The 25,230-nt window shown below is 68.2% G+C and carries 27 protein-coding genes and 1 pseudogene; 14 read left to right on the plus strand and 14 right to left on the minus strand.

Translation table 11 applies throughout. From position 1 onward, the window contains the following. Positions 1-92: 92 nt before the first annotated feature. Together ACTIMO_RS06010 and ACTIMO_RS06015 are read left to right on the plus strand one after the other, a co-directional pair. Complete coding sequence (locus ACTIMO_RS06010) at positions 93-1,007, plus strand: ribonuclease Z (protein ID WP_448181793.1); 915 nt, start codon at positions 93-95, stop codon at positions 1,005-1,007. A gap of 959 nt (positions 1,008-1,966) precedes the next feature. Next, complete coding sequence (locus tag ACTIMO_RS06015) at positions 1,967-3,007, plus strand: AAA family ATPase (protein WP_448181794.1); 1,041 nt, start codon at positions 1,967-1,969, stop codon at positions 3,005-3,007. An 82-nt stretch (positions 3,008-3,089) separates the two neighbouring features. Here the strand turns inward: ACTIMO_RS06015 and nrdF are convergent, their stop codons facing one another. The 8 genes from nrdF to ACTIMO_RS06055 all read right to left on the minus strand — a co-directional run bounded on the left by nrdF (position 3,090) and on the right by ACTIMO_RS06055 (position 12,326). Continuing rightward, the gene (nrdF, locus tag ACTIMO_RS06020) at positions 3,090-4,064 is read right to left on the minus strand and encodes a class 1b ribonucleoside-diphosphate reductase subunit beta (RefSeq protein WP_055771894.1); all 975 of its coding nucleotides are present in this window, start codon (positions 4,062-4,064) and stop codon (positions 3,090-3,092) included. Positions 4,065-4,150: 86 nt separating this feature from the next. Beyond that, on the minus strand, positions 4,151-6,310 hold the full coding sequence (gene nrdE / locus ACTIMO_RS06025) for a class 1b ribonucleoside-diphosphate reductase subunit alpha (RefSeq protein WP_055771897.1): 2,160 nt from the start codon (positions 6,308-6,310) through the stop codon (positions 4,151-4,153). Then, positions 6,307-6,780 carry a class Ib ribonucleoside-diphosphate reductase assembly flavoprotein NrdI gene (nrdI, locus tag ACTIMO_RS06030; protein ID WP_448181795.1) on the minus strand — a complete coding sequence of 158 codons (474 nt, stop codon included), beginning with the start codon at positions 6,778-6,780 and terminating at the stop codon, positions 6,307-6,309. Before nrdI ends, nrdE begins: the two co-directional genes overlap by 4 nt. A 38-nt stretch (positions 6,781-6,818) precedes the next feature. Continuing rightward, positions 6,819-7,064 carry a glutaredoxin-like protein NrdH gene (nrdH, locus tag ACTIMO_RS06035; RefSeq protein WP_055771903.1) on the minus strand — a complete coding sequence of 82 codons (246 nt, stop codon included), beginning with the start codon at positions 7,062-7,064 and terminating at the stop codon, positions 6,819-6,821. Positions 7,065-7,536: 472 nt separating this feature from the next. Next, entirely contained in the window at positions 7,537-8,799 is a 1,263-nt protein-coding gene (locus ACTIMO_RS06040) for a class I SAM-dependent methyltransferase (protein WP_448181910.1), read from the minus strand. A 151-nt stretch (positions 8,800-8,950) separates the two neighbouring features. After that, positions 8,951-10,231 carry a class I SAM-dependent methyltransferase gene (locus ACTIMO_RS06045; protein WP_448181796.1) on the minus strand — a complete coding sequence of 427 codons (1,281 nt, stop codon included), beginning with the start codon at positions 10,229-10,231 and terminating at the stop codon, positions 8,951-8,953. Beyond that, a complete protein-coding gene (locus ACTIMO_RS06050; RefSeq protein ID WP_448181797.1) occupies positions 10,228-10,953 on the minus strand; it encodes a DUF1365 domain-containing protein in 726 nt (241 codons plus the stop codon). Before ACTIMO_RS06050 ends, ACTIMO_RS06045 begins: the two co-directional genes overlap by 4 nt. Next, positions 10,950-12,326 carry an NAD(P)/FAD-dependent oxidoreductase gene (locus ACTIMO_RS06055; protein ID WP_448181798.1) on the minus strand — a complete coding sequence of 459 codons (1,377 nt, stop codon included), beginning with the start codon at positions 12,324-12,326 and terminating at the stop codon, positions 10,950-10,952. Before ACTIMO_RS06055 ends, ACTIMO_RS06050 begins: the two co-directional genes overlap by 4 nt. 220 nt (positions 12,327-12,546) lie before the next feature. Here ACTIMO_RS06055 and ACTIMO_RS06060 point away from each other — a divergent pair, with 220 nt between their 5' ends. The 4 genes and pseudogenes from ACTIMO_RS06060 to ACTIMO_RS06075 all read left to right on the plus strand — a co-directional run bounded on the left by ACTIMO_RS06060 (position 12,547) and on the right by ACTIMO_RS06075 (position 15,149). Further along, positions 12,547-13,500, plus strand: a complete 954-nt coding sequence (locus ACTIMO_RS06060; protein WP_448181799.1) for a LysR family transcriptional regulator — start codon at positions 12,547-12,549, stop codon at positions 13,498-13,500. Between the two features lie 82 nt (positions 13,501-13,582). After that, positions 13,583-13,711, plus strand: coding sequence for a hypothetical protein (locus ACTIMO_RS06065; RefSeq protein WP_448181800.1), 129 nt, complete (start codon positions 13,583-13,585; stop codon positions 13,709-13,711). 63 nt (positions 13,712-13,774) lie between these two features. Beyond that, positions 13,775-14,371: pseudogene (locus ACTIMO_RS06070) on the plus strand (SDR family NAD(P)-dependent oxidoreductase); the annotation flags it as partial. Between the two features lie 154 nt (positions 14,372-14,525). Continuing rightward, positions 14,526-15,149 (plus strand): DUF1349 domain-containing protein, encoded by a 624-nt coding sequence (locus tag ACTIMO_RS06075; RefSeq protein WP_448181801.1) that lies wholly within the window; start codon positions 14,526-14,528, stop codon positions 15,147-15,149. Here ACTIMO_RS06075 and metE read toward each other — a convergent pair. The 3 genes from metE to ACTIMO_RS06090 form a co-directional block, all read right to left on the minus strand. Further along, complete coding sequence (gene metE, locus ACTIMO_RS06080) at positions 15,146-17,467, minus strand: 5-methyltetrahydropteroyltriglutamate--homocysteine S-methyltransferase (RefSeq protein ID WP_448181802.1); 2,322 nt, start codon at positions 17,465-17,467, stop codon at positions 15,146-15,148. The genes ACTIMO_RS06075 and metE overlap by 4 nt on opposite strands. An 85-nt stretch (positions 17,468-17,552) precedes the next feature. After that, positions 17,553-18,455, minus strand: a complete 903-nt coding sequence (locus ACTIMO_RS06085) for a methylenetetrahydrofolate reductase (protein ID WP_055771925.1) — start codon at positions 18,453-18,455, stop codon at positions 17,553-17,555. Between the two features lie 238 nt (positions 18,456-18,693). Then, entirely contained in the window at positions 18,694-19,878 is a 1,185-nt protein-coding gene (locus ACTIMO_RS06090; protein WP_448181803.1) for an App1 family protein, read from the minus strand. Between the two features lie 159 nt (positions 19,879-20,037). On the opposite strand from ACTIMO_RS06090, the gene ACTIMO_RS06095 reads away from it, so the two are divergent. From ACTIMO_RS06095 to ACTIMO_RS06105, 3 genes are all read left to right on the plus strand, one after another. Beyond that, a complete protein-coding gene (locus ACTIMO_RS06095; RefSeq protein WP_448181804.1) occupies positions 20,038-20,391 on the plus strand; it encodes a hypothetical protein in 354 nt (117 codons plus the stop codon). Positions 20,392-20,606: 215 nt separating this feature from the next. Continuing rightward, entirely contained in the window at positions 20,607-20,969 is a 363-nt protein-coding gene (locus ACTIMO_RS06100; protein WP_448181805.1) for a hypothetical protein, read from the plus strand. Between the two features lie 140 nt (positions 20,970-21,109). After that, positions 21,110-21,964, plus strand: coding sequence for an HNH endonuclease (locus ACTIMO_RS06105; protein WP_448181806.1), 855 nt, complete (start codon positions 21,110-21,112; stop codon positions 21,962-21,964). A gap of 321 nt (positions 21,965-22,285) precedes the next feature. Here the strand turns inward: ACTIMO_RS06105 and ACTIMO_RS06110 are convergent, their stop codons facing one another. The 3 genes from ACTIMO_RS06110 to ACTIMO_RS06120 are packed head-to-tail and all read right to left on the minus strand — an operon-like array spanning position 22,286 to position 23,459. Beyond that, positions 22,286-22,528 (minus strand): DUF3263 domain-containing protein, encoded by a 243-nt coding sequence (locus ACTIMO_RS06110; protein ID WP_448181807.1) that lies wholly within the window; start codon positions 22,526-22,528, stop codon positions 22,286-22,288. Beyond that, entirely contained in the window at positions 22,522-22,926 is a 405-nt protein-coding gene (locus tag ACTIMO_RS06115; RefSeq protein ID WP_448181808.1) for an ImmA/IrrE family metallo-endopeptidase, read from the minus strand. Before ACTIMO_RS06115 ends, ACTIMO_RS06110 begins: the two co-directional genes overlap by 7 nt. A 41-nt stretch (positions 22,927-22,967) precedes the next feature. Further along, on the minus strand, positions 22,968-23,459 hold the full coding sequence (locus ACTIMO_RS06120) for a hypothetical protein (protein WP_448181809.1): 492 nt from the start codon (positions 23,457-23,459) through the stop codon (positions 22,968-22,970). Positions 23,460-23,742: 283 nt separating this feature from the next. On the opposite strand from ACTIMO_RS06120, the gene ACTIMO_RS06125 reads away from it, so the two are divergent. The 5 genes from ACTIMO_RS06125 to ACTIMO_RS06145 are packed head-to-tail and all read left to right on the plus strand — an operon-like array spanning position 23,743 to position 25,219. Continuing rightward, on the plus strand, positions 23,743-24,057 hold the full coding sequence (locus tag ACTIMO_RS06125; RefSeq protein ID WP_448181810.1) for a helix-turn-helix domain-containing protein: 315 nt from the start codon (positions 23,743-23,745) through the stop codon (positions 24,055-24,057). Then, entirely contained in the window at positions 24,054-24,386 is a 333-nt protein-coding gene (locus ACTIMO_RS06130; RefSeq protein WP_448181811.1) for a hypothetical protein, read from the plus strand. Before ACTIMO_RS06125 ends, ACTIMO_RS06130 begins: the two co-directional genes overlap by 4 nt. Next, positions 24,383-24,619 (plus strand): hypothetical protein, encoded by a 237-nt coding sequence (locus ACTIMO_RS06135; RefSeq protein ID WP_448181812.1) that lies wholly within the window; start codon positions 24,383-24,385, stop codon positions 24,617-24,619. The genes ACTIMO_RS06130 and ACTIMO_RS06135 overlap by 4 nt, the downstream gene beginning before the upstream one ends. Before the next feature lie 10 nt (positions 24,620-24,629). Continuing rightward, positions 24,630-24,830, plus strand: coding sequence for a hypothetical protein (locus ACTIMO_RS06140; RefSeq protein WP_448181813.1), 201 nt, complete (start codon positions 24,630-24,632; stop codon positions 24,828-24,830). Next, positions 24,827-25,219, plus strand: a complete 393-nt coding sequence (locus tag ACTIMO_RS06145) for a hypothetical protein (RefSeq protein ID WP_448181814.1) — start codon at positions 24,827-24,829, stop codon at positions 25,217-25,219. Before ACTIMO_RS06140 ends, ACTIMO_RS06145 begins: the two co-directional genes overlap by 4 nt. Positions 25,220-25,230 lie beyond the last annotated feature (11 nt).

The raw sequence follows: 25,230 nt of genomic DNA on the forward strand, positions 1-25,230 counted from the left end.
GCTTCGTCTCCGCCATTGTCTCCCCACCGAGGGAGGCCACACCACCGAGGCGCCACGGCCCCTGCGTTCCTCCTCGGTGCAAGACTGGGACCATGCGCGAGCTCGTCATCCTCGGGACGGCGTCCCAGGTGCCCACCAGGACCCGCAACCACAACGGGTACTTCCTGCGGTGGGAGCGCGAGGGCATCCTCTTCGACCCCGGCGAGGGCACGCAACGGCAGATGCTCCACGCAGGGGTCTCCGCCTCGAAGATCACGAGGATCTGCCTGACCCACGTCCACGGTGACCACTGCTTCGGGCTGCCCGGAGTCCTCTCCCGGATGGTGCTCGACGGTGTCCCGCACCCCGTGCACCTGCACTACCCGGCGTCGGGCGGCGAAACGGTCCGCGCGCTCGTCTCCCTCGCGACGCCGGGCCTCGATCTGCACCTGCATCCGCACGGGGCCGCCGGACCTGTTGCGGACGGTGTCGACGTCGAGCCGCTCCGCCACCGCATCGAGGCCTACGGCTACCGGGTGACCGAGCCGGACGGACGGACCTTCCTCCCGGCGCGCCTCGAGGCAGCGGCAGTCAGCGGTCCCGACGTCGGACGCCTGGCCCGCGATGGCCGCTTCGGGGACGTGCGACTCGAGGACGTCAGCGTGCACCGTCCCGGGCGGCGGTTCGCCTTCGTCATGGACACGGCGGTCTGCGAGGGCGCGTTCGCGCTGGCGGAGGGCACCGATCTCCTCGTCTCGGAGAGCACCTTCAGCGACGCCGACGCACGGCTCGCCGAGGAGTACCTCCACCTGACGGCGGGGCAGGCCGGCTCCATCGCTGCGTCCGGCGCGGCGACGTCACTGGTCCTGACACATTTCTCGTCCCGCTACGACGACGTCGGACTGCTCGCCGCCGACGCCCGGCGGACGGCCGGGACCGCGACCACTGTGGTCGCGGCGTCGGACCTGGACCACATCGCCTTGCCCGTCCATCGATCGACCGATCCGCTCGCCAGGAGGGCGAGATGAGCGATCAGCGCGCAGGCATTCCGTGGGATGGCGGGCGGTCGGCCGACCTGAGCAAGGTGGAGGACCGCGTCCCGCTCCAGCGACCTACGCGGGCGGCGGCGTCGTCGACCATCCGCGCGCCCTCGCGTGGGCGCACTGAATCCCGGAGATCGTCAACGCGCTCATCGGCGCTGGGCTCACGATCCTCCACCTGGACGAAGGCACCACCCTCCCGGGGCGGTTCTCCCCCGCGTGGTGGAGATCGACGACGACTTCGCGTGGCCGGAGCCCGAGCGCACACTGATTCCCTGCACCTCCACGATCATCGCGCGGAAACCGGCGGCCTGGCTCAGTCGCCCGTGGCCTGTCACCGGACCGTGCCGCCGTCCCTCAGGCGCCGGAGATCGTCGAGTTCGGCGCGACGCCACCAGAGGGTTGGCCGTTCTAGTCGCACCGGCGGCAGCCGGCAGCACCGACAGGGCTCGGCAGGGCACCGGCAGGGCCGGCAGAAGTGAAGACGATGTGTCCATGCAGCGACAGAAGGCCTTCTCTCGGGGGATTCCCGCACCCACGTCAGCCATGGTGGCGTCCGGCCTCCTCCTGCTGGTGGGGTCGTTCCAGGCAGGGCTCGCAGCAGGCGCGCCCTGGGGCGCCGCCGCCTATGGCGGCGCGGCGGTCGGTCGCCTGCCGTCAAGGCTGCGTGCGTCCAGCGCAGTGACCAGCGATGCTAAGGCGACACCCGGACGCTCACCGGTGTGACGATGGGCAAGGGGCTTCACCACTGACCCTGCCGGTCGCTCTCCGACGCCACGAGCGTCGCTGAAGCAGCCTGGAAACGGGCCCGGGCCCGCTCTTCCGGTGCGGTAGCGTGGTGATGATCCCGCTGGACTGGCGGGACACCACCAGGCTTCGACGGGTGCGGTGGCTGACCGTCCGGTGGGACGGCCGGCGGCTGCCGGTCAGCCGCGCAGGAGGACGACATGGCCGCTGGCCGCAATCCACTCGATGACCTCCGCGAGACGTTGAGCCACCTCACGGATCAGCTCAAGTCCTCGGGGTCGGAGCGCGTCGAGGATCGACGCGGGGAGTACTTCGCAGCGCGCCCCGGTCCGGCCCGCCCGTTGGCCGAAGTGCAGGCCGAACTCGACGCCCTCGTGGGACTGGACACGGTCAAGGAGCAGGTGCGCGCTCTTGTCGCCCTGCTCCAGGTGCAAGCACGCCGGAAGGCGCACGGACTGCCCGAGGTGGCGACGTCACAGCATCTCGTCTTCCTCGGCAACCCGGGGACCGGGAAGACCACCGTCGCGCGGCTTCTCGCCGAGATGTACCGCGCTGTCGGACTGCTGCAGAAGGGGCACCTCGTGGAGGTGGACCGGTCCGGCCTCGTGGGGCAGTATGTGGGGGCGACCGCCATCAAGACGGACCGGGTGATCCGGCGGGCACTCGACGGCGTGCTCTTCATCGACGAGGCGTACGCACTGACGCCCGACGACGGCCGGATGGACTTCGGTCCGGAGGCCATCGAGGTCCTGCTCAAGCGCATGGAGGACCATCGGCATCGACTGGTGGTCATCGTGGCCGGCTATCCGCAGCTGATGGAGGCGTTCCTCCTTTCGAACCCCGGGCTACGCTCCCGTTTCGCCCGGGAGATCACCTTCCCCGACTACTCAGTGGACGCGCTCCAGACGATCTTCCATCAGATGCTGGGCCAGCACGAGTACGTCCTTGCCGACGGCGCGGACGAGATGCTCCGCCGCATCTTCCTGGGCCTGCACGTCGGAGAGGATTCGGGCAACGCACGCTTCGCCCGCACGCTGTTCGAGCAGGCACTGAACAGGCAGGCGCTCAGGCTCTCGCTCGACGAGGGCCGGGACTTCGACGCCCTCGACCGCGACGCCGTCATGACCCTCACCGCCGAGGATCTCGTCGAGGCCGCTCAGGCGCTGGGTGGCGAACCGCAGCCGGAACCAGTCCCCCGCCCCGAGCCGGAACCGTCGCGCTGGTGGAGTTGGCTGACCTAGTCGTCAGAGCGTCCGACGGCGGATATACAGACGGGCCCGGACGGAGGATCTCCGGCCGGGCCCGCTCACGAAGTACTAGGACCTAGAAGTCCCAGTCCTCGTCCTCGGTGTTCACGGCCTTGCCGATGACGTACGAGGAACCCGAGCCGGAGAAGAAGTCGTGGTTCTCGTCCGCATTCGGTGACAGCGCCGAGAGGATCGCCGGGTTCACGTCGGTGACGGACGACGGGAACATCGCCTCGTAGCCGAGGTTCATCAAGGCCTTGTTGGCGTTGTAGTGCAGGAACTTCTTGACGTCCTCGGCCAGGCCCACGCCGTCGTACAGGTCGTGGGTGTACTGGACCTCGTTCTCGTACAGCTCGAAGAGCAGCTCGAACGCGTAGTCCTTGATCTCCTGGCGGCGCTCCGGCGTAGCACTCTCGAGCCCGCGCTGGAACTTGTAGCCGATGTAGTAGCCGTGCACGGCCTCGTCACGGATGATCAGGCGCACCAGGTCGGCCGTGTTCGTGAGCTTGGCGCGGGAGGACCAGTACATGGGCAGGTAGAAGCCGGAGTAGAACAGGAAGCTCTCGAGCAGCGTGGAGGCGACCTTGCGCTTCAGGGGATCGTCACCGCGGTAGTACTCCGTGACGATGCTGGCCTTCTTCTGCAGGTTCACGTTCTCCGTGGACCAGCGGAACGCCTCGTCGATCTCCTTGGTGGAGGCCAGGGTGGAGAAGATCGAGGAGTAGCTCTTGGCGTGCACCGACTCCATGAACGCGATGTTCGTGAGGACGGCCTCCTCGTGCGGCGTGATCGCGTCGGGGATGAGGCTCACGGCGCCGACCGTCGCCTGGACGGTGTCGAGCAGCGTCAGACCGGCGAACACGCGCATGGTGAGCTGCTGCTCATCGGGCGTCAGCGTGGCCCACGACTGCACGTCGTTGGACAGCGGCACCTTCTCGGGCAGCCAGAAGTTGTTCACCAGGCGGTTCCAGACCTCGACGTCCTTGTCATCCTGGATGCGGTTCCAGTTGATGGCCTGGACCTGGTCGACGAGCTTCAGCTTCTCGCTCATGGTGTGTTCCTTGTCTGGGGGTGTGGGTGGTACCTGGTGGAACGGGGATGCCGGACCGGGCGTGATGCCCGGTCCGGCGGGAACTGCTAGAGCATGCAGGAGACGCAGCCCTCTACCTCGGTCCCTTCCAGCGCGAGCTGGCGAAGACGGATGTAGTACACGGTCTTGATGCCCTTGCGCCAGGCGTAGATCTGCGACTTGTTGATCTCACGCGTGGTCGCGGTGTCCTTGAAGAACAGCGTCAGGGACAGGCCCTGGTCCACGTGCTGCGTGGCAGCGGCGTAGGTGTCGATGATCTTCTCGTAGCCGATCTCGTACGCGTCCTGGTAGTACTCCAGGTTGTCGTTGGTGAGGTACGGCGCCGGGTAGTACACGCGGCCCAGCTTGCCCTCCTTGCGGATCTCGATCTTCGACGCCACCGGGTGGATGGAGGAGGTCGAATTGTTGATGTACGAGATGGAGCCGGTCGGCGGGACGGCCTGCAGGTTCTGGTTGTAGATGCCGTGCTCCATGACCGACGCCTTCAGTGCGCGCCAGTCCTCCTGCGTGGGGATGTGAACGTCGGCGAACAGCTCACGGACGCGCGGCGTCGCCGGCTCCCACACCTGATCGGTGTACTTGTCGAAGAACTCTCCGCTGGCGTACGTGGAGCGCTCGAAGCCAGCGAACTGGCGGCCGGTCTCGATGGACATCAGGTTCGACGCACGGATGCAGTGGTACACCACGGAGTAGAAGTAGATGTTGGTGAAGTCCAAACCCTCCTCGGAGCCGTAGTGGACCCGCTCCCGGGCGAGGTAGCCGTGCAGGTTCATCTGGCCGAGGCCGATGGCGTGCGAGGCGTCGTTGCCCTTGGCGATCGAGGGCACCGAGCTGATGTGGCTCATGTCCGAGACGGCCGAGAGGGTGCGGATGGCGGTCTCGATGGTCCGGCCGAAGTCGGGCGAGTCCATGGTCTTCGCGATGTTCAGCGAGCCGAGGTTGCAGGAGATGTCCTTGCCCACCTGGTCGTAGGACAGGTCCTCGTTGTACGTGGTGGGCTCGGAGACCTGGAGGATCTCGGAGCACAGGTTGGACATGATGATCTTGCCCTCGATCGGGTTGGCCCGGTTCACGGTGTCCTCGAACATGATGTACGGGTAGCCGGACTCGAACTGGATCTCCGCGAGGGTCTGGAAGAACTCGCGGGCCTTGATCTTGGTCTTCTTGATGCGGGCGTCGTCCACCATCTCGTAGTACTTCTCGGTGACCGAGATGTCGGAGAACGGCATGCCGTAGACGCGCTCGACGTCGTACGGGGAGAACAGGTACATGTCCTCGTCGCGCTTGGCGAGCTCGAACGTGATGTCGGGGACCACGACGCCGAGGGACAGCGTCTTGATGCGGATCTTCTCGTCCGCGTTCTCGCGCTTGGTGTCGAGGAAGCGGTTGATGTCCGGGTGGTGGGCGTGCAGGTACACGGCTCCGGCACCCTGGCGGGCGCCGAGCTGGTTGGCGTAGGAGAAGCTGTCCTCGAGGAGCTTCATCACGGGGATGACGCCGGAGGACTGGTTCTCGATCTGCTTGATCGGCGCGCCGACCTCGCGGATGTTCGTCAGGGCGAAGGCGACGCCGCCACCGCGCTTGGAGAGCTGCAGGGCCGAGTTGATGGAACGGCCGATCGACTCCATGTTGTCCTCGATACGGAGGAGGAAGCAGGAGACGAGCTCGCCGCGCTGGCGCTTGCCGGCGTTGAGGAAGGTGGGAGTGGCGGGCTGGAAGCGGCCGTCGATGATCTCGTCGACCATCTGCAGGGCGAGCTGCTCGTTGCCGCGGGCCAGGTGGAGGGCGACCATGCAGACGCGGTCCTCGTAGCGCTCGAGGTAACGCTTGCCGTCGAACGTCTTCAGCGTGTACGAGGTGTAGTACTTGAAGGCACCGAGGAAGGTCTCGAAGCGGAACTTCTTGGCGTAGGCGCGCTTGAAGAGATCGCGGATGAAGTTCATCGTGTACTGGTGGAGCGTCTCGCGCTCGTAGTACTCGTTCTTCACGAGGTAGTCGAGCTTCTCCTCGAGGTCGTGGAAGAACACGGTGTTGTTGTTCACGTGCTGCAGGAAGTACTGGTGCGCGGCCTCGCGGTCGGCGTCGAACTGGATCTCCCCGCTCGGTCCGTACAGGTTGAGCATGGCGTTGAGCTCGTGGTAGCCCATGTCCTTGAAGCGCTCTACTGCGGCTGCGGGTGCGCCCGTCTCCGTCTCTGCAACACTCATGTCCAAAACTCTTCCAATCCTGTGGTTACGCGGGTGACGTCCTCGGACGTTCCCATGACTTCAAATCTGTAGAGGACCGGCACGTTGCACTTGGCGGCGACAATGTCGGCGGCAAGGCAGTAGGTCTCACCGAAATTGGTGTTACCGGCCCCGATGACCCCGCGGAGGAGGCTGCGGTTCTGCTCGTTGTTCAGGAACTTCACGACCTGGCGGGGCACAGCGCCCTTGCCGGTGATCCCGCCGTAGGTCGGAAGGACCAGGACGTACGGCCTGGTCGCCTGCAGGGTCGGCTCCCTGGTGAGCACCGGCATGCGTGCGGCCCTGACCCCCAGCTTCTCCACGAAGCGGTGGGTGTTGTCGGAGACCGACGAGAAGTAGATCAGTGCGGCATCGGTGACCGTCCCCTCTGCCGCGCCGGCTGCTGCCGGATCGGCGGCGGTGGAACGATCATCCACGGTGAGGATGCTCATCGCCCGATGCCCGGCCTGCCGATCCCCGAGGGGATCGCTCAGGCCACCGAACTGACGGCCGAGTCGGCGATCGCGCTGATCTTGTCGGGGCGGAACCCGGACCAGTGGTCGTTGTCCGTGATGACCACGGGAGCCTGCATGTAGCCCATGGAGCGCACGCGCTCGAGGGCCGCGGGGTCCTCCGAGATGTCGACGCTCTGGTAGGCGATGCCCTTCTTGTCCAGAGCGCGGTACGTGGCGTTGCACTGTACGCAAGCCGGCTTCGTGTAAACCGTGACCGTCATGTCCTAGTCCCCTTTTCGTCTACTGCTGTGGTGCTGTGTCATGGGTGGAGCGCGGCCCCGGACAGGGGAAGAAATCCGGGGATTTCCGCGCTTCCGGGCCCATGCCCGTCCAGCGGTTGTTTCTGTAGTTCGATACTACATCTAGTGCGCACCGCTCGGGTGGACCCCTAGATGATGTATTACAAGTATGTCATTACCGGTCCGAGTAGTCCACACGATGTCCACAGATCGAGGCTGTCGGAAAGCCCGGAAACGAGCGATTCCGGCACCCTGGCAGGGCCTCGGTCCACACGCTGTGGAGGAGTTCCACACAGGCAGAAAAAACCCCGTGTCGTCATTCCGCGGCGTGTCGCGGACGTCCTGCCGAACCCGGCGGCGGCCGGCCTCGACCTGCAGACGACGACGGCCGCCACCGCTTCCGGGGAGAAGCGGTACCGGCCGTGGGCCCGCCGTGAGGGCGGCCGGGGCAGACCTACCGGAGCGGGCGCTCCGCGAGGATCTGGTCCACGCCCATGCGGCCGTCCCGGAACGTCATGGACGCGCCGACCATGTAGAGACGCCAGACCCGGGCGACCTCCTCGCCCATCATCGCGACGGCGCGGTCCCAGTTGGCCTCGAAGCGGTCCTCCCAGGCATCGATGGTCCGCACGTAGTGTTCGCGGAGCGCCTGCACTCCGCGGATCTCGAAGCCGGCGCCCTCGATCAGGTTGATGGTGTCCCCCACGGGCCGCATGTGCATGTCCGGGGCGATGAAGGACTCGATGAAGGGCCCTCCACCCGGGTGCTTGCCGTGCCGCGACATCTGCTGGATGAGGACCTTCCCGCCGGGGGCGACGTTCCGGAACAGGGTGGACGTATAGGTCCCGTAGTTCTCCTCGCCCACGTGCTCCCCCATCTCGAGGGAGGCGACGGCGTCGTAGGGTCCGTCACGCACGTCGCGGTAGTCCTGGAGCCGGATCTCGACGCGGTCGCCGAGCCCCCGCTCCGCGATGCGCTGGTCGATGAACGCCTTCTGCTCCTTCGAGATGGTGACGCCGGTGACCCTGGCGCCGAAGTGCTCGGCGGCGTACAGGCTCAGGGACCCCCAGCCGCACCCGACGTCGAGGAACCGCAGCCCCGGCTTCCGGTCGAGGCCCACCTTGCGGCAGACGAGGTCCAGCTTGTCGCGCTGGGCGTCCTCGAGGGAGTAGTCGGGATCGTCGGAGAGCCAGTAGCCGCAGGAGTAGGCCATGTGGTCGTCGAGGATGAGGCCGTAGAAGTCGTTGGAGAGGTCGTAGTGGTGGCTGATGGCCGCGCGGTCCCGCAGCAGGCTGTGCAGGCGGCCCTTGATCTTCGCCTGGGATGCCGGCGCCGGCAGGGGCGGACCGAAGGCCCCGACCTCGCGAGCCACCTTCGTCAGCTGCAGGACGAGCTGCGGGGTCAGCCGCGGCATCGAGAGTCCGCGCTGCCCGATCACGGTCCACAGGTGGGTGAGCGCCTGCCCGAGGGATCCGGGGACGTCGAGCTCGCCGGTGACGTAGGCCTGGGACACGCCGAGCTCGCCCGGACTCCAGAGGATGCGGCGCAACGCGTTGACGCTGTTCAGGCGGACCTCGGGCTGGTCCTCGCCGCCCGCAGCGCTGCCGTCCCAGGCGACGAGCCGGACGGGGAGCTCCCCACCGACGATCGGTGCGAGGATCCCGGCGAGCTTCTGCGCGATCCCCTCCGTCCCGCTGCCCGATCGGCCGGTGGACATGGTGCCCTGCTCGAGGTCAGTCACGCGATACTCCTTGGTGGGACGGATGGGGACGGATGGGGACGGATGGGCCGGTTCGGGCCGGTTCGGGCCGGTTCGGGCCGCAGGGAACAACGAGAAGAGCGGGAAGCTCGGGACGAGCGCGGGCCCGTCAGGGCCGCCGGTCGAAGATGAGCTGCTGGACGTCCAGGTAGCCGGCCTGGAAACCCGCCCGCGAGTAGCAGAGGTAGAACTGCCACATGCGCTCGAACGTCTCGTCGAAGCCGAGGGCCGCCACGTCGTCGTGCCGCGCGAGGAAACGCTCCTCCCACAGGCGGAGCGTCTGCGCATAGTGGTCGCCCATGGAGAGGCGCTCGCGCACCCGCAGGCTGGTGTAGCGGTCGGTGACGTCCTCGATGGCGCGGACCGAGGGGATGAATCCCCCGGGGAAGATGTACTTGTGGATCCAGGTGTAGGACCGCCGCGTCGCCATCATCCGCTCGTGCGGGAGCGTGATGGCCTGGATGGCCACGCGGCCGCCCGGGGCGAGGACGCGGTCGATCGTCTGGAAGTACACGGCCCAGAACTCGTAGCCCACGGCCTCGATCATCTCGACCGACACCACGGCGTCGTACTGGCCCTCGACCAGCCGGTAGTCCTTCAGCTGCACCTCGACGCGGTCCGCGAAGCCGGCGGCGCTGATGCGCTGCTCCGCGAGCTCCTTCTGCTCGCTGGACAGCGTCACCGACACCACGGTGGCTCCGCGGGCGGCGGCCCGGAGCGAGAGCTCCCCCCAGCCGGTACCGATCTCGAGGACCCGCGTGCCCTGGCCCACGTTCGCCTGGTCGAGCAGGCGGTCGATCTTGCGCTGCTGCGCGGAGGCGAGTTCGTCCCACTCCACGTGCAGGAGATCCTTGCCGGTGGCATCGAAGAGAGCACTCGAGTAGGACATGGTCGGGTCGAGGAACAGGGCGAAGAGTTCGTTGGAGAGATCGTAATGCCGCGAAATATTCGAGCGCGTGTTGGCCGTGCTGTTCCGCTCGCGCCGGGGGGGCTTGGGCAGGGAGAGCCCGCGGAGCTTCTGCAGCGGCACGGGCACCAGGTGCGCGGCACGCGCCGCGAAGACCTGGATCACCTCGGTGAGGTCCGACGCCGTCCAGTCCCTGGCCATGTAGGACTCACCGAGACCGATCAGGCCGCTGTCGCCGAGCCGGGCGTAGAAATCGGCGGGCCGGTGGATGCGCATCTCCGGCCGTGGGCCGCCGCCGGGCGCGCCCAGGATGGTGCCGTCGTCGTGGATGACCCGGAGCTCGAGGGTGTTGACGGCCGCCGAGAAGATCTTCTCGGCGATGGTGGCTCGGACCTTGCCCCTCGTCCCGCCGGGGACGCCGGCGATGCCCGGCCAGGCGGCCGGATCGACGTCCGCCTGCGAGGGAACAACTGTGGTGCTCATCGAACTGCCTCCTGGTGTTCATGGAGCGGCCTGGGACTGATGGGCAGCCGCCGCAGCCAGAGTCTAATCCCCTGCCAGCGGATCTGGACGACGACGCGGAGGGGTGCCAGGGGGACCGCGAGCGCCATCCGGACCACGTTCGCGGGGGTCGCGGGCAGGCGGTGTCCGGTCATGGTGGCGGTGAAGGGTGCCTGCTCCTCGCGGTGCAGCACGATCGCGACGCCGAGTTTCTCGGCGGGCTCGGGCACGCGCATCTCGTAGTCCCCCTCCACGGGGTTGAACGGCGACACGTAGAACGCCTTCGGGGTGTGGGCCGTGCCGTGCGCATCGACGTCGAGCAGATAGCAGTGGCGCTCCCCGTAGGTGTTGTGCACCTCGGCGACGACGGCGGTGAGCGAGCCTGAGCGGTCATGGCACCAGTACAGCGACAGCGGATTGAAGAGGTGCCCGAGCACCCGGCCGCTCGAGAGCATCGTGACGCGTCCGCCGTCGTCGTTCCTGCCCTGCGAGTGCAGGAAGGCTGCCACGTTCTCGCGGATGCTGCGCCCGGGCGAGCCGAGATGGTCCTCGGGGAGGAACCGGGCGAACGGGGCGAGCCAGCGGGGCAGGACGGGGAGGTCGTCGAGGTCCACGAGCCAGCTGTAGCTGCGGTAGGTGAAGTCGTTGCGCAGCGGCGTCCGCCGGACGTGGCGGATCGTCGTCGGGTAGAGGAAGGCGCTCATGCCCGTACGTCGGCGAGTTCCGTGGCGGGGTTCCCGTCCCACGACCCGCCGATGCTCTCCGCGGCGCGACGGCCGGACAGGGCTCCGTCCTCGTGGAATCCCCAGCCGTGGTACGCGCCGGCGAAGGCGATCCGGTCGTCACCGAGCTCCGCCAGCCGCGCTTGGGACGCGAGGGACTGCGGCGTGTACTGGGGGTGCTCGTAGACCATCGTCTTCAGCACGGTCGACGGATCGATCAGCTCACCCTCCCCCAGGCTGACGATGAAGCGGTGGTTGGTGCGCCCCTCGAGGCGCTGGAGCCTTGTCATGTCGTAGGACACGAGAACGCGGTCCGGCGTGGCATCGCACGAGGGCAGGCGGTAGTTCCAGGAAGCGCGGGCGCCGTGCACGCGGGGCAGCACCGACTCGTCGGTGTGGAACTGCGTGGTGTTCACGGAGTACGGCATGGTGCCGAGGACCTCGGCGGCGTCGCCGCTCGGCTCCTCGAGCATCGCCAGGGCCTGGTTCGGATGCGTGGCGATGACGACGGCGTCGAACAGCTCGCTCGCACCGGCGGTCGTGACGAGGACGCCGTCGTCGGTCTTCCTCACGGCGGTCACAGGACTGGACAGCCGCACGTCGTCGAGGACGTCGACGATGCGCCGCACGTACTCGTTGGAGCCTCCTGTGACGGTGCGCCACTGGGGAGAGCCCTTGATGGTGAGCATGCCGTGGTGGTCCATGAAGGAGAACAGGTACCGGGCCGGGTAGGCCAGGGCCGTGGTCGGATCGCAGGACCAGACGGCCGATACCACGGGCGTCATGAAGTGGGAGGTGAAATAGGCGCTGAAGCGGCCCCGGTCGAGGAAGTCGCCGAGCGTGGGCTCCCCCTCGCCGGCGGTGCCCACCGAGGCGTCGTCACTGTGGCGCAGGAGCGCCCGTGCCGACCGCTGGAACCGCAGGATCTCGGCGAGCATGCGGAGATACCGGCCGCGGAGCAGCACACCGGGCTGGGCGAACACCCCGCGCCGGCCCTTGGCCCCCGCGTACTCCAGGCCGCAGCCGTCACAGCGGATGGACATGCTCATGTCCGAGTCCTGGGTAGGCACGCCGAGTTCCTCGAAGAGCCGGACCAGGGTGGGGTAGGTGCGGTCGTTATGGACGATGAACCCGGTATCGACGCCCGTCGTCGTGCCGTCCGCGAGATCGACCTCGTGGGTGTGCGCGTGACCGCCCGGGCGGTCGTCGGCCTCGAAGAGGGTGACCGCGTTGCCGTTCCGGAGGATCCAGGCGGCCGTGAGGCCCGAGACACCGCTGCCGATCACGGCGACCCGGCGGCCGGCCGGCTGCCCGCCGCGGGTAAGCTCGACGGAACCCGTCTCGTCGTCGGACATGTCTTCTCCTGCCGGTCGTGTGGCTGTACGGCGGAGCATCCGCAGGTTCCTACGGACTCGCCGCAAGCCGCCACACCCCGCCGGGACACCGGTGGATCGGACTCCAGAGACCTGTCGCACAGTTGATTCGGGAGAAGTTCGGAGCAACACAGATTCGGGATTGGTGCAACCACTTCTTCCGGTCAGGGGAATCATGGACCAGCCAGGGAGGACGTGCTAGATGGTCAATCCGATCCACCTGCGCACACTGCTCGAGGTGATCCGCCACGGGTCCTTCAGCGGCGCGGCCACCAGCCTGGGGTACACGGCGTCGGCCGTCTCCCAGCAGATGTCCGCCCTGGAGCGCGATACCGGGGCCACCCTCTTCACCCGCACAGCCCGCAGTGCCATCCCGACCGACGCGGCCCTCGCCGTGTCCCGCCACGCTGCGAAGGTGCTCACCGACATCGACGCCCTCCTCGCCTCCACGGCGCGCGCCGGAGCCGGTCCCGTCCACGAGCTGCGGCTGGGGATCTTCCCGAGCCTTGCGACGTTCGCGCTGCCCCGACTCCTCGGTATGCCGGAGTGGCAGCGGCTCGGCGTATCCCTCCGCGTCTTCGTCGGCGAGCCCGCCCACACCATCCAGGGCCTGCGCACCGGCGGCGATCTCGACCTGGCCCTCGTCTACCAGGTGGGGCAGGCCGGGCTCGCCTGGCCGTCGACGCTCAGCCGTCAGTGGATCGGCGACGACGACTTCCGCGTCATCCTGCCCGCGACCTGGGGGATCCGCAGCGGCGCCCGCATCACCGCGGACCAGCTGGCCGACATGCCGTGGATCATGCACCACCCGGGCACCGCCGACGCGACCGTCATCGAGCGTCTCTTCGCGAGCTGCAACCTCCACCCTCGAATCGCCGCCTACTGCGACGACTTCAACGCGACCCTCGAACTCACGGCCGCGGGCCTCGGCGCCGCCCTGGTCCCCGACCTCGCGATGGTGAGCCGACCCGAGGGGATCGTGACCCTCGACGTCCCGGAGATCCGGCTGGCGCGGAGCATCTTCGCCCTCCGGACGGGAGACGCGGACGACGCCCGCGTCCGCCTGTTCATGGATCACCTCGCCGAGATCCTGCACACCCGGAGCATCGGCCCCAAGCACACCCCGCACGTGCTCGCATCCCCCACCGCCCACTGATTCCCCGTTGCGGGTCCCTCGGAGCCGTCCGTAGGCTCGAGAGACCCGCGGGAGGAACCCCCAGGGCATCGGAGGAGCGAGCATGCGCATCAGGAACAGTGTCGTGGTCATCATGGGAGCTGCGAGCGGGATCGGACGCGCGACGGCACTGCGCTTCGCCCGCAGGCACGTGGACCTCGTCCTCGCGAGCAGGCGCGTCGAGGCGCTCTAATCCCTCGTCACCGAATGCACCGCCCTCGGCTCACGGGCCGTCGCCGTCCCGACGGACACCTCCGAGTACGACGCCGTGCAGGAGTTGGCCGGCCGCGCCGTGGAGGAGTTCGGCCGCATCGACGTCTGGGTCAACAATGCGGCGGTATCCTTCTTCTCCCCCTTCCTCGACGTCCCGATGCGGGACTTCCAGCGGGTGATCGACGTCAACCTGATGGGGTACGTCCACGGAGCGCGCGCCGCCCTCGAGCGCATGCAGGATCAGGGGGCAGGGGTGCTCGTCAAGGTCGCCTCGATCATCGGCGAGGTCCCCCAGCCGTACACCTCCGCCTACTCCGTCTCCAAGGCCGCCGTCCGCGCCCTCGGGGTCAGCCTCCGCTCCGAACTGACCCTCGACCGGCAGAAGCGGATCCACGTGTGCACGGTGCTGCCACCGACCGTCGACACCCCTTCTTCGACCACGCGGCGAACTACACGGGGCGGCGAGCGGTCGCCATGCCGCCCGTGTACACGGCCGACCGTGCAGCGAACCGTCGCGGGCAGTGCGCTCCTCGGCGCAGCACTCGGCGCCCTCGTCCTCGCCGAACCGCTGAAGACCGGGGTCCCCGTCGTGGCGGGCAGGGCTGCGACCCTGGTGCGGGATCTGCTGGGCGCCGACTGACGGGAGAGCCGTCCGGCGTCCTGCACGCCGTGCGTCTTCCCTGGACAGGAGGACGGCCCGTACGCCGGGAGGATGCTCGAGCGCCGGAACGCCAGGAGCTTCACGCCGCCCGAGGGCGCGACGGCAGCCGCACCTGCCCGTGCGAGGATCGAGCGTGACCTCCCGATCCCTGAGCTGTCCCGGCCTTCCCTTCCCTCTCGAGCCGCACGGCGGCGCCGCTCCCCGCGATCCGGACGTGACCGGCACGGTGGTGCGCCTGACCGCGGGGGCGGGCGCCGATCTGTTCCTGGACCCGCGGGGCGTCGAGGGCCCCCGCCCCGATGCGGAGCGATGGACGGCTCCCGTGGACGGTGACTTCCAGCTGCAGGCCCATGTGGCCGCGGGTTTCGTCGCCGACTTCGACTCCGGCGTGCTGCTGGGCTGGTTCGACGACGACACGTGGTTCAAGGTGTGCGCCGAGCGTGATCCCGCCGGGATCACCAGGGTGGTCTCGGTCGTGACGCGCGACGGAGCCTCCCACTATTGCGACAGTTGGCCGATCGACGGGTCGGGCACCCGCCTCCGCATCAGCCGGATGGGCGGCGCCTTCGCCCTCCATGCGTCCCACGACGGCGACCGCTGGTCGCTGGTCCGCTACTTCTCCGTCGGACGGAGCGCCGCCGAGACGCTCCAGGTCGGGTTCGTGGCGCTATCCCCCGCAGGGTCGGGCACCTGGGCGACCTCCACCGACATCCGGTTCAGCCGGACCACGCTCCTCGAGGTCAGGGACGGCTCCTAGCCGCGCACCTCCACGGCGGCACGGACGGCCCCCGCGGCAGCGACCAGGTTCCGGAGCGACTGCTCGGTCTCCCGGTAGCCCCGGGTCTTCAGCCCGCAGTCGGGATTCACCCACAGCTGTGCCGCGGGGACGTGGCGCACTGCCCGCTCCAGGAGCAGCCGGATCTCCTCCGCCGGCGGGACACGCGGGGAATGGATGTCATAGACCCCGGGGCCCACACCGCGAGGGAAGCCGTGCTCCTCGAGATCGTGCACCACCTCCATGCGGGAGCGGGCTGCCTCGATCGAGGTGACGTCCGCGTCCAGGCCGTCGATCGCGGTGATGACCGCACCGAACTCCGAGTAGCACAGGTGCGTGTGGATCTGCGTGGCGGGAGCCGCCGCCGCCGTCGCGAGATTGAAGGCCCGCACCGACCAGTCGAGGTAGGCGGGCTGGTCGGCACGGCGAAGCGGGAGCAGCTCGCGCAGGGCCGGTTCGTCGACCTGGATGATGCGCGTCCCCGCCCGCTCGAGGTCCAGCACCTCGTCGCGGAGGGCGAGTGCCACCTGGAAGGCGGTGTCGGCCAGCGGTTGATCGTTGCGGACGAAGGACCAGGCCAGGATGGTCACCGGACCGGTCAGCATGCCCTTGACCGGCTTGCCCGTCAGCGACTGAGCGAACGACGTCCACGGCACCGTGATGGGTGCGGGCCTGCTGACATCGCCCCAGAGCAGCGACGGGCGCGTGCACCGCGACCCGTAGGACTGCACCCAGCCGTGCTGCGTCACGTCGAACCCGTCGAGGTTCTCGGCGAAGTACTGCACCATGTCGTTGCGCTCGGGTTCACCGTGCACCAGGACGTCGAATCCGAGCTCCTCCTGCAGGGCGATGACGCGGCGGATCTCGTCCTGCAGCGCAGCCTCGTAGCCCGCTGCGGAGAGGTCGCCGCGGGCAGCCCGCGCACGTGCGGATCTCACCTCCGTGGTCTGCGGAAAGGAACCGATCGTCGTCGTGGGGAGGAGCGGCAGGTCCAGGGCCGCCTGCTGGGCGGACCGCCGCTCCTCGAAACCACCGCGGTCGAAGTCCGACGGCGAGAGCCCCGCCGCACGCTCGCGGACCGCGGGAACCTCGACGCCGGGGGCCGAACGCCGACCCGCGAGGACCTTCGCCGCAGCGGCGATCGCGCGATCCGCCGAGCCCGGATGCGCGACATGGCCTGCGAGGATCACCACCTCCTCGACCTTCTGGTCCGCGAAGGACAACCACGAACGGCGCTCGTCGGGGAGCGACTGCTCGACCCCGGTGTTATGCGGCACATGCTGCAGGGACGTGGACGTCGCGACGGACAGGGACACCCCGTCCGCCCTCAGGCGGTCGAGCACGGCCACGGCCTCGCCGAGGTCCGCCTTCCAGACGTTGTGTCCGTCGATGATCCCGGCCACCAGGGTCTTCCCCCTCAACAGCGCCAGCTCCGCGGGAGCGGGGACAGCTCCCCTGACCAGGTCGAGGTGGACCGCCTCGACACCCGTCGCGGCGATGGCCCGGAGACGCTCCCCCACGCCCCCGTAGGGCGTCGTCAGGAAGATCGCAGGTCGCCCGGCCACCCCCGACAGGTGCCCGTAGGCACGTCGGACGGCGTCGTCCACCACGGCGTCGGGCAGTGGCGTGTCCGTCACGAGCGCAGGCTCGTCGAACTGGATCCACCGCACACCGCGCTCCTCGAGCCGACCCAGGAGATCCGCGTACAGCGGCAGGACGTCGTCGAGCCGGTCCAGCGGATCGAAGCCGCCACCCGCTCCCTCGGCCGCCTTGCTCAGCAGGAGGAACGTGACGGGTCCGATCAGCGTGGGCCGGACGCGGTACCCGGAGTCGGCTGCCTCTGCGACCTGGCGCAGCAGGGTATCAGGGTCCAGCGCGAACGGCGTCCGCGGCCCGATCTCGGGGACGAGATAGTGGTAGTTGGTGTCGAACCACTTCGTCATCTCGAGCGGCGACCTCTGCTCGTCACCGCGTGCGAGCGTGAAGTAGTCGTCGATCCCGAGGGGGCCGCGGTCCGCGGCGAGGTCGGGGAACCGTTCGGGTATCGCACCCAGGAGCACTGCGGTGTCCAGCACCTGGTCGTACATCGAGAAGGACGCGGGGATGGAGGCGTCGTGCGGGTTCAGCCCGAGGCCGGTGAGGCGCGCGTAGGTGGTCTCGCGCAGCCTCCTGGCCTCCTGTTCGAGGGTCGGAGCGTCGCTGCGACCGGCCCAGTACGCCTCCAGGGCCTTCTTGAGTTCCCGGCGCGGGCCGATCCGGGGGTATCCGATGATGGTGCTGTGCGGGAAGAGTGCGGGCATGTCGATCTCCTGACGGCTGTCGTGGATGGTAGGGCTGTCGTGCGTCAGGGCGCGGCCATCGATCGAGCCGGACCGGTCGGACGTTTCACAGCGAGGCGGCGAGGCCTGCTTCGGGCGGGCGTTCGAGGTCGAGGGCGTCCAGGACATCCAGCGCGGCGGCATGCTCGTTGAACGTGTACAGATGGATGCCCGGGGCGCCGTCGTCCAGCGCAGCCCTCGCGAGGCCCACCGTCGCGGTGACCCCGACCCGCCGTCGCTCCTCATCGGTGCGTGCGCCGTCGAGCTTCGCCCACAGGGTCTCGTCGACGTCCACTCCCGCGAGCCCGGCGAGCTTCTTCAGACGCCGTGTACTGGTGAGGGGCATGACACCCGGGATGATCGGGATGGTGACGCCCGCCCGCCGTGCCCGTGTCACGAGCCGGGTGTAGTCCGACGGCGTGAAGAAGACCTGCGTGATGGCGAAGTCGGCACCGGCCTCCTCCTTGGCGAGGAGGACCTCGATGTCCTGCTCCACGCTGGGCGAGTCGGGGTGGCGGGTGGCATAGGCGGCGACCCCGACCGAGACCCTGCCGGCGGCCAGCTGAGCGGTGCGCCTGCCCTCCACCTCGCGGATCAGGCGGACGAGGTCGTCCGCGTGCTCGACGTCGCCCGCAGCCGGCTCGAAACCCTCGGGGGCATCGCCCCGCAGGGCGAGGATCCCCCGCACCCCGCCACCGATCAGGCGCTCGATGATCTGCGTCAGCTCGGTCCGGCTCGTGCCCACGCAGGTGAGGTGCGCCAGGGGTCTCAGCGTCGTCTCGGTGAGCAGGCGCCGCAGCAGGTGGATGGCCGTCTCGCGGTTGCTGCCGGCTGCGCCGTACGTGACGGACACGAAGTCCGGGCGCGTGTCCTCCAGCCGGCGGATGGACGTCCACAGGGATTCCTCGGCGGCGGGATTCCTGGGTGGATACAGCTCGTAGGACAGGGCGGGATAGGTAGGTGGCGGCATGGGTCCTCTTCGTACGTGCCCGCAGCTGCGCCGTGCGCGCCGGGAACGATGGTGTGCAGGGGAACGACCGGCGCGGACACCGGCGGTACTGCGTACGAATGTCAGGCCCACATGGAGGCACCCACACTTCCTCGCGGAAGTCGCTGACCCGCTACCTCAGTAGCTGAACCACACGCTACGACACATGATCGGGACCATCAAGTGTGCGGCTGTTCATGACGCGGCCACACCGAGGGCGTCAGTCGGTGGTCCCGGGGACGTCGGTCTCCTCCGGGACGTCAGCGGACCGGACCTCGCTGCGGATGATGCCGAGTTCCTCGAGGCGGGCCGACATGCCCGCGCCGTCCGCAGCGTAGATCCAGGTGATGCCCGGGGTGTCCCGCATGCCCGACTTCGAGCGGCCACCGGCCAGGACCGCCTCTCCGGCGGAGAGCTGCCGGATCGCGATGGCGCGCACGTTCTCCGGATGGCGCCGGGCGAACTCCGAGTAGATGGCCTCGTCGTGCTGGCCGTCGTCGCCCACCAGCAGCCATTTGACGCCCGGGAACTCCTCGGCGAGCCGCTCGAGGGAGGTGCGCTTGTGGTCCTGGCCGCTCCGGAACCAGCGGTCGCGGGTGGGTCCCCAGTCGGTGAGCAGCTTCGGTCCCGCCGGGTAGAGGTTGCGGGAGAGGAAGCGGGACAGCGTGGGCGCGACGTTCCATGCACCGGTCGAGAGGTACAGGACGGGGGCGGAGGGGATGGTCCGGACGATCCTCTCGTACAGGACGGCCATTCCGGGAGTAGGGGTGCGCGCGTGCTCGTCGAGCACGAAGGTGTTCCACGCGGCGAGGAACGGGCGCGGCAGGGCAGTGACCATGACCGTGTCGTCGATGTCGGACACGACCCCGAACTGCGTACCGTCCGCGACGATGCGGACGGGCGCCTCGACGGTGCGCGACTGCCCGGACTGCACGGTGATGGTGTGCCATCCGGCGTCCAGGGACACCGGTATGCGGGCATCGACCACACCACCGCGGTCGGCCACGACGTCGTGCACCGCGTCACCGACGGTCACGTGCACGACGGCGTGGGCGACGGGTGCGCTGGTGAAGTTGCGCCAGCCGCGCATCCCCTCCTGCAGTGGCTTCAGCGGGCCGGACTCCGAGCCGCCGCCGGTGTCCCGCGGATCAGCGAGGACCACGCGGGCGAGAACCCGGACCCACGCCGTCGTGCCGTAGCCGGTGTAGGGGATCACCGTGTGCACCCGGCCGCGTCGGACAGCGAGACGGGTCTGGAAGCGCAGCCAGGCATCGTCGAGGCGCAACGCCAGGTGACGGTCCGTCGCCGGTTCCGGCGGCACGGCGTCCCGGTCGGCGCCGGGTGACGGTGCGGGAGCCGCCGACGCGTTGGCGGGATCCTGGGGACGGTCTGAAGGAGGACACATGCCTCCCAGTCTGGCACGGCCCGCACCGGCCGACGAGGGGGCACTCGCCGAGGTCACGACCGGCTAACGACTTCACCCGGGAGGAGCACGCGGGTTGTAGCGGAGGGGCGCGGCTGCGACGCTGGGACCTCGGCTCGGCACACGATCATCGGGGGATGCATGGCACGGGAATGGGAATCGACCGGTCTCCGCGTCGAGGAGGAGCCTCTCCTGCGGGGCTGGGACACGGCCGCCCGCGACGACTTCGCGGGCTCCGCGGCGGACCTGGCGCATGCCATCGCGTTCGGCGCCGCGCAGGAGGCCCTCGAAGCGGTAGCGGCCGGCGGCGGCACCCTGACCGCCCAGGACGCCCGCGCACTGCATTTCGCCAATGAGATGGCGGAACTGCGTCACTACGGACCGCTGGTCGCCGTCGAGCACGACCGCCCGGTGCTCGCTCACGGCGTGCGGATCCTGATCGACGGCATGGAAGACCTGGGCCTGTGGAGGGAACGACGCCCCTGGGTCCTCTGATGCCTGCCTGACCCCTCACGCCGTCGGAGCGCCCGCTGACCACGCCCGGAGCGCGCAGCAGGACTCCTCCCCTACCGACCCATCCGTTGCCTCAGTGGCGTCGAATGCGTGCTGGTCGGCGCCCCTGTGCGCGGCCCGCCGTGCACACGCGGCTCAGTGTCGGCCCGGGCAGCGGTGGAATGCCGTCGGAGGCCCATATGAGGCGGTCTCTCTCGATGGATTCACAGGTCATGACCCAGCGCGCGTCCCGGGTGTCGGTCTCGGCCCTGCCCTTCCTGCTGCGCGTCCGCTGCGCGCCCCGGATGGTCGTGCAACGCGCTGACGTCGTGCAGGCAGGTCGGGCGATCGCCTCCTCGGGCGGATCCACCCTGCCGCTGCTCGTCGAGGTATCGGCACTCAGGGAAGTGACCTGGGATGCCCGTCAGGCCGTCCTCTCCTACCGCCACCCCGCACGCGTCGTCATCCTCGGTTCCGACGCCGTCGACCTCGTCCTCACGGCCTTCACCGTCCGCTCGCCGATGACGATCAGGTTCTTCGCCGAACGAGACGACGCCGTCCGATGGCTGCTGCAGGGCTGAGTCCTGGAGGACCGAAGCCGTCCGGGTTCTGACCGTGCACGGGAGACCGCCCGGCGACAGCCCGCACAACTGTCCACGTGACCGCGCCGTTCGGATGCGATGCGGAACACGCTGCGGCTGGTCGTGGCAGACTCGGCACCATGGTGGCCTTGATCATTGCGTGGAGCACGACGGGTCCGCAGTGGCCGGGGATCTACGCCGCCGATGCGGAGACGGTCCGGCGCACGGGCATCATCCGGCGGCACTGGCCGCTGCCAGGGCCTCCGGTCGCTCCTGTCGGGGCGGACGTCTGGCTGCTGATCGCGCACGGAGGACCCGCTATGCAGGGCATCGCGGGTCACGGCGTCGTCGCAGGCGTTTCTCCGGGGACGTCCGATGGACAGGGTATCGACGTCGACTTCGATCTCCTGGTGCAACACGGCGACCAGATTCCTTCGTCACTCCTCGAGAACACGGAGCAGGGCTTTCTCACATCGGCGGCCGCGTCCGGACTGGTGGACGACCGGCAGGCTGCAGGCCTGAGGAGCCTGTGGGCTGCGTCGGTCGTCCCGGCCCAGGGGGCAGTGCATCCGCCGCCGGGTGTCCTGCCGCCGCACCTCACCCGCCGCCTGATCGTGGATCGTTCCGAGTACGACGACGACCTGCGGCGCACTGCCCTCGCCCATCGGGGCTCGGCCTGTCATGCCTGTGGGCTCGACATGGAGTCGACGTACGGGGAGCACGGGCGGGACCTCGTCGCACTCCACCACACCACTCCCCTGGCGCATCTGACGGACCGGTATGACGTGGACCCGACAGCGGACCTGGTGCCCCTGTGCCCGAACTGCCACGTTGTCGCCCACAGCCGATGGCCGGTGTCCTATGGCGTGGAGGAACTCCGGACGATGCTTCGCAGCGGAGGCCACCTGCGCGGCGAGATCGTGACCGATGAGCAGCTCGCCGCAGAGGCCGCCGCTGAACGACTGCTGCGGGCGGACGGGACCCCTGGGACGTAGCTCAGGCGGTGGCCCCTCAGCCGGGACCACGCCCTTGCTGGCGGCCCTGCGGACACACCGCCAGCGGGCACCGCTCATTCGGCATCAGGCGTCGATCGCCGATTCGTGGCGGCTGCGCCGGCAGCGATCATCTGATCGAGGGGGTCGCCGTCGGGCGCGCGGCGACATTCGTCGCGGGCAACAAAAAACCGCCGGACTCAAGGGATTACCCTCGAGTTCCAGCGGTTCGTCGTGGAGCTAAGGGGATTCGAACCCCTTTTCGAGCGGCGCGGTTGGGCGTGTCCCCCGGCATTCCGCGGCAGGAAGAGGGCTGACGCGCAGCTATACGGTGCCATAGCGGCCGATAGTGTTCACGTTGTGAACAGGCCTTAGACGCCGCTGCATTCGTCGGACAGTCATCGGCGAGTAGGCCGGAGCCTGCTCCGTCGTCAGTAGATGCGCGAGCTGCTGGCAGTAAAGAGTGACGCTGCCGAAGAGGTCACGAATCGCACCCTCCTTCGAGCCCTGGTGCTTGAGGTGCTTGCCCTCAAAGTCGAGGATCAGCCGATCCCGCTCGGTCAGCATGCTTCCTCTCTCTGAATCAGTTTGCGGATCAGAACGACCTCGTTGGGTGACAGAGTTGAAATGTACGTGTGGATGTTCGCTGGCATCACACCCAGAATCTGCGCGACACCTACCGGACTCTCGCTGACCCGCAACGCGTCAATGAAGTCCGACGCCCTGATAAGACGGCGGGCTGCCCACACATCGGCCTGACGCTCCTGCCTCGGCGTCGTACCTTGATGGCGGTACAAGGCATGACCCAGCTCGTGCCCGAGCGTCGTCCCGTACTGCACGACACCCAGGCGCGGCCGCAGCCGGATTGTGTGTGATCTCCAGTCGTAAGCGCCCCACCAGCCATTCGGCAGTGACCCCTCAACCACCGTGACCCCAGTCTCAGCGATGTATTTCTCGAAGTCCATAAGGCCTCAGACCCTACGGACGAGCCCTGACATTATGTTGCCTAAGGCTCGTTCGCCTCGGGATCAACGTTCGGATCGCCCTTGTGTGCAGCAAGCCGGTAACCGTCAGCGTCGATTACATCCTGCAGCATCACGGTCTTCCCCGAAGCTGAAGTCGAATCTGCATCGGGCCACGGCGTCTCGTACGCCTTCCGCAGGTCCCGGGCGATCGTGATCAGAAGCTCCTGAGCTTCCTTCGGGAGGTCTCCTGCCCCAATGATGCGCAGCACTCCCCTCTCCTCGGCCTCCATGGGCAGCCCCAGACTGACGGCATACGCACGGATGACGTCCGCGATCGGGACGTTGAGGGCGCGAGACAGGCCGGCGATGGTGCGCGGATCGGCAAAGCCGGAGGCCGGACTGTTGGCAGCCTTCTGAATCGCCTTGGCGGTCGGGTAGCCGCCGGCGTCTCGCTCAAGGCGACCGTAGGAGCGGTCGCCTTTGCGGTTGAGGATCAAGTTCTGGATACCGTCACCAGGGAATGTTGTAGTCATGGGGCAGATGCTTTCGTTCCTTGTTGGGCCGTGCAATCCACTGCTTTCCGTACCGCCTACTGGTAGGCGTAAGCCCATCGTACGGTTTGCGCCTACTAAATCTTGTGATGCTGAAGGGCCTACCGCCCCACCATTGGTGACTAGCTTCGCTCCCCTAGTTGACGAGTGACTACTGGTAGGCGTAAGTTACACATCAAGCGGTTGCCAATAGGCGACTACCAAGGGAGAATAGGAGTGCACGTTGTTCTATCGCAGACCCAAGCGTTGGAGGAAAGGAACCTACATGAAGCTCACCAGTCCCGAACGCCTGAAGACGTTCGTCATCACGCAGGACGACGTCGAGGCAGCCCGCAAAGGGCGCCCCATCGACCCCCGCAAGATCCCGCAGCGCGAACTGTCCAGGCGGATCGGCGCCAGCCACTCGCTGATCTATCAGCTGACCTCTGGACGCAACCGCACCTGCACCCCCGAGACAGCTGAGCGCATCGCGGAGGTTCTCGGCGTCGACGTAACTGTCCTTTTCGACCCCGTAGAACCAACTGCTATGCGGCAAAACGGCACTGGTCAGGCGTCACGCCGACAGGCGGTGCCAGCATGAGCAACGTCATCGATCAGCTGGTCCTCGAGATCGACACTCCGGACGACGAGAAGGGCGTCGAGCGGGCCCACCGCAACGCTTCCGAACCGTGGAAGACCGTAGCCATGCGAGCCCTCGAAGCAGAGGCAGCATCCGGGCTGACGTTCGACAGCTACACGCTCGAAGCCGTCCGCGGTGTCCCTGAAGCTGACCACCCGAACCGGTGGGGCGGCCTCTTCCACGCAGCAGCGAAGCGCGGCGTCATCCGGAAGGTCGGCTACCACCAGTCCCTCCGCCCGGGCAGGTCCGGCGGCGTGTGTGCCGTGTGGGTGGGATCGGGCCAGCCGTGATCGACGACCACTACACGCCGGCGCTCCTCGCCGAAAAGCTTCACGTCTCCGCCTCGATGGTGAAGGCCAAGGGGCATTCCGGTGAGTGGCCGTGCTTGAAGCTCGGGCCCCGCACCATCCGCTTCACCGAAGCGCATTACCAGCAGATCGTCGAGCTCACCGAGCACAAGCAAAAGCCGACCGAATCGACCCGGGACCGCAACAAGCGGCTCCGCCAAGCACTAGCCAGCTAGGAGAAACACCATGGACCACATCTGGAACGCACTCGACGCGTGGGCGGACAAGCTCGGCGTGAAGCTCGGGCTCCTCTGCAACGAGGAGGAGTGCCGGAAGTTGGACGCCGACGACCGGGACGCGAAGAGCCGGGACGAGAACGTCACGGAGTTCACTCGCCTCCGGAACCAGCAGGACCTGCTCGGCGCAGCGAAGGCGGCAGCAGCATGACCGCCGTCGCGACGAAGGGCCGAGAGTTGCAGCTCTCGACCCTTCCAGAAATCAGCACCGCTCAGGTGGTTTCTTTCCTGTCCCAGCCTACCAACGCCGACACCAGCGACGTCCTTGTGCAGCTGTGGGCCAACTCGACCCCGGAGGACGCCGACAACGGGTACTCGAAGCAGGCACGAATCCTCGCGGCGGTCCTCGACCGGAACGTGAATCCGTTTGTCGTCTCCGACGCCATGGAAGCTGTCGCCACTCTGCACCGGCTGCAGGCCGGCGACTGCCTGGTCAACATGTACGGGGTCCCGAACACGGACCAGAACCGGGACAGCTGGCTCGACCACGAGCAGCAGAACCTCACGACCGCAGTGGTCGCACTCGGCGGTAACCGGTGAGCCGCCCGCCC

Source organism: Arthrobacter sp. CP30, from assembly GCF_053470025.1.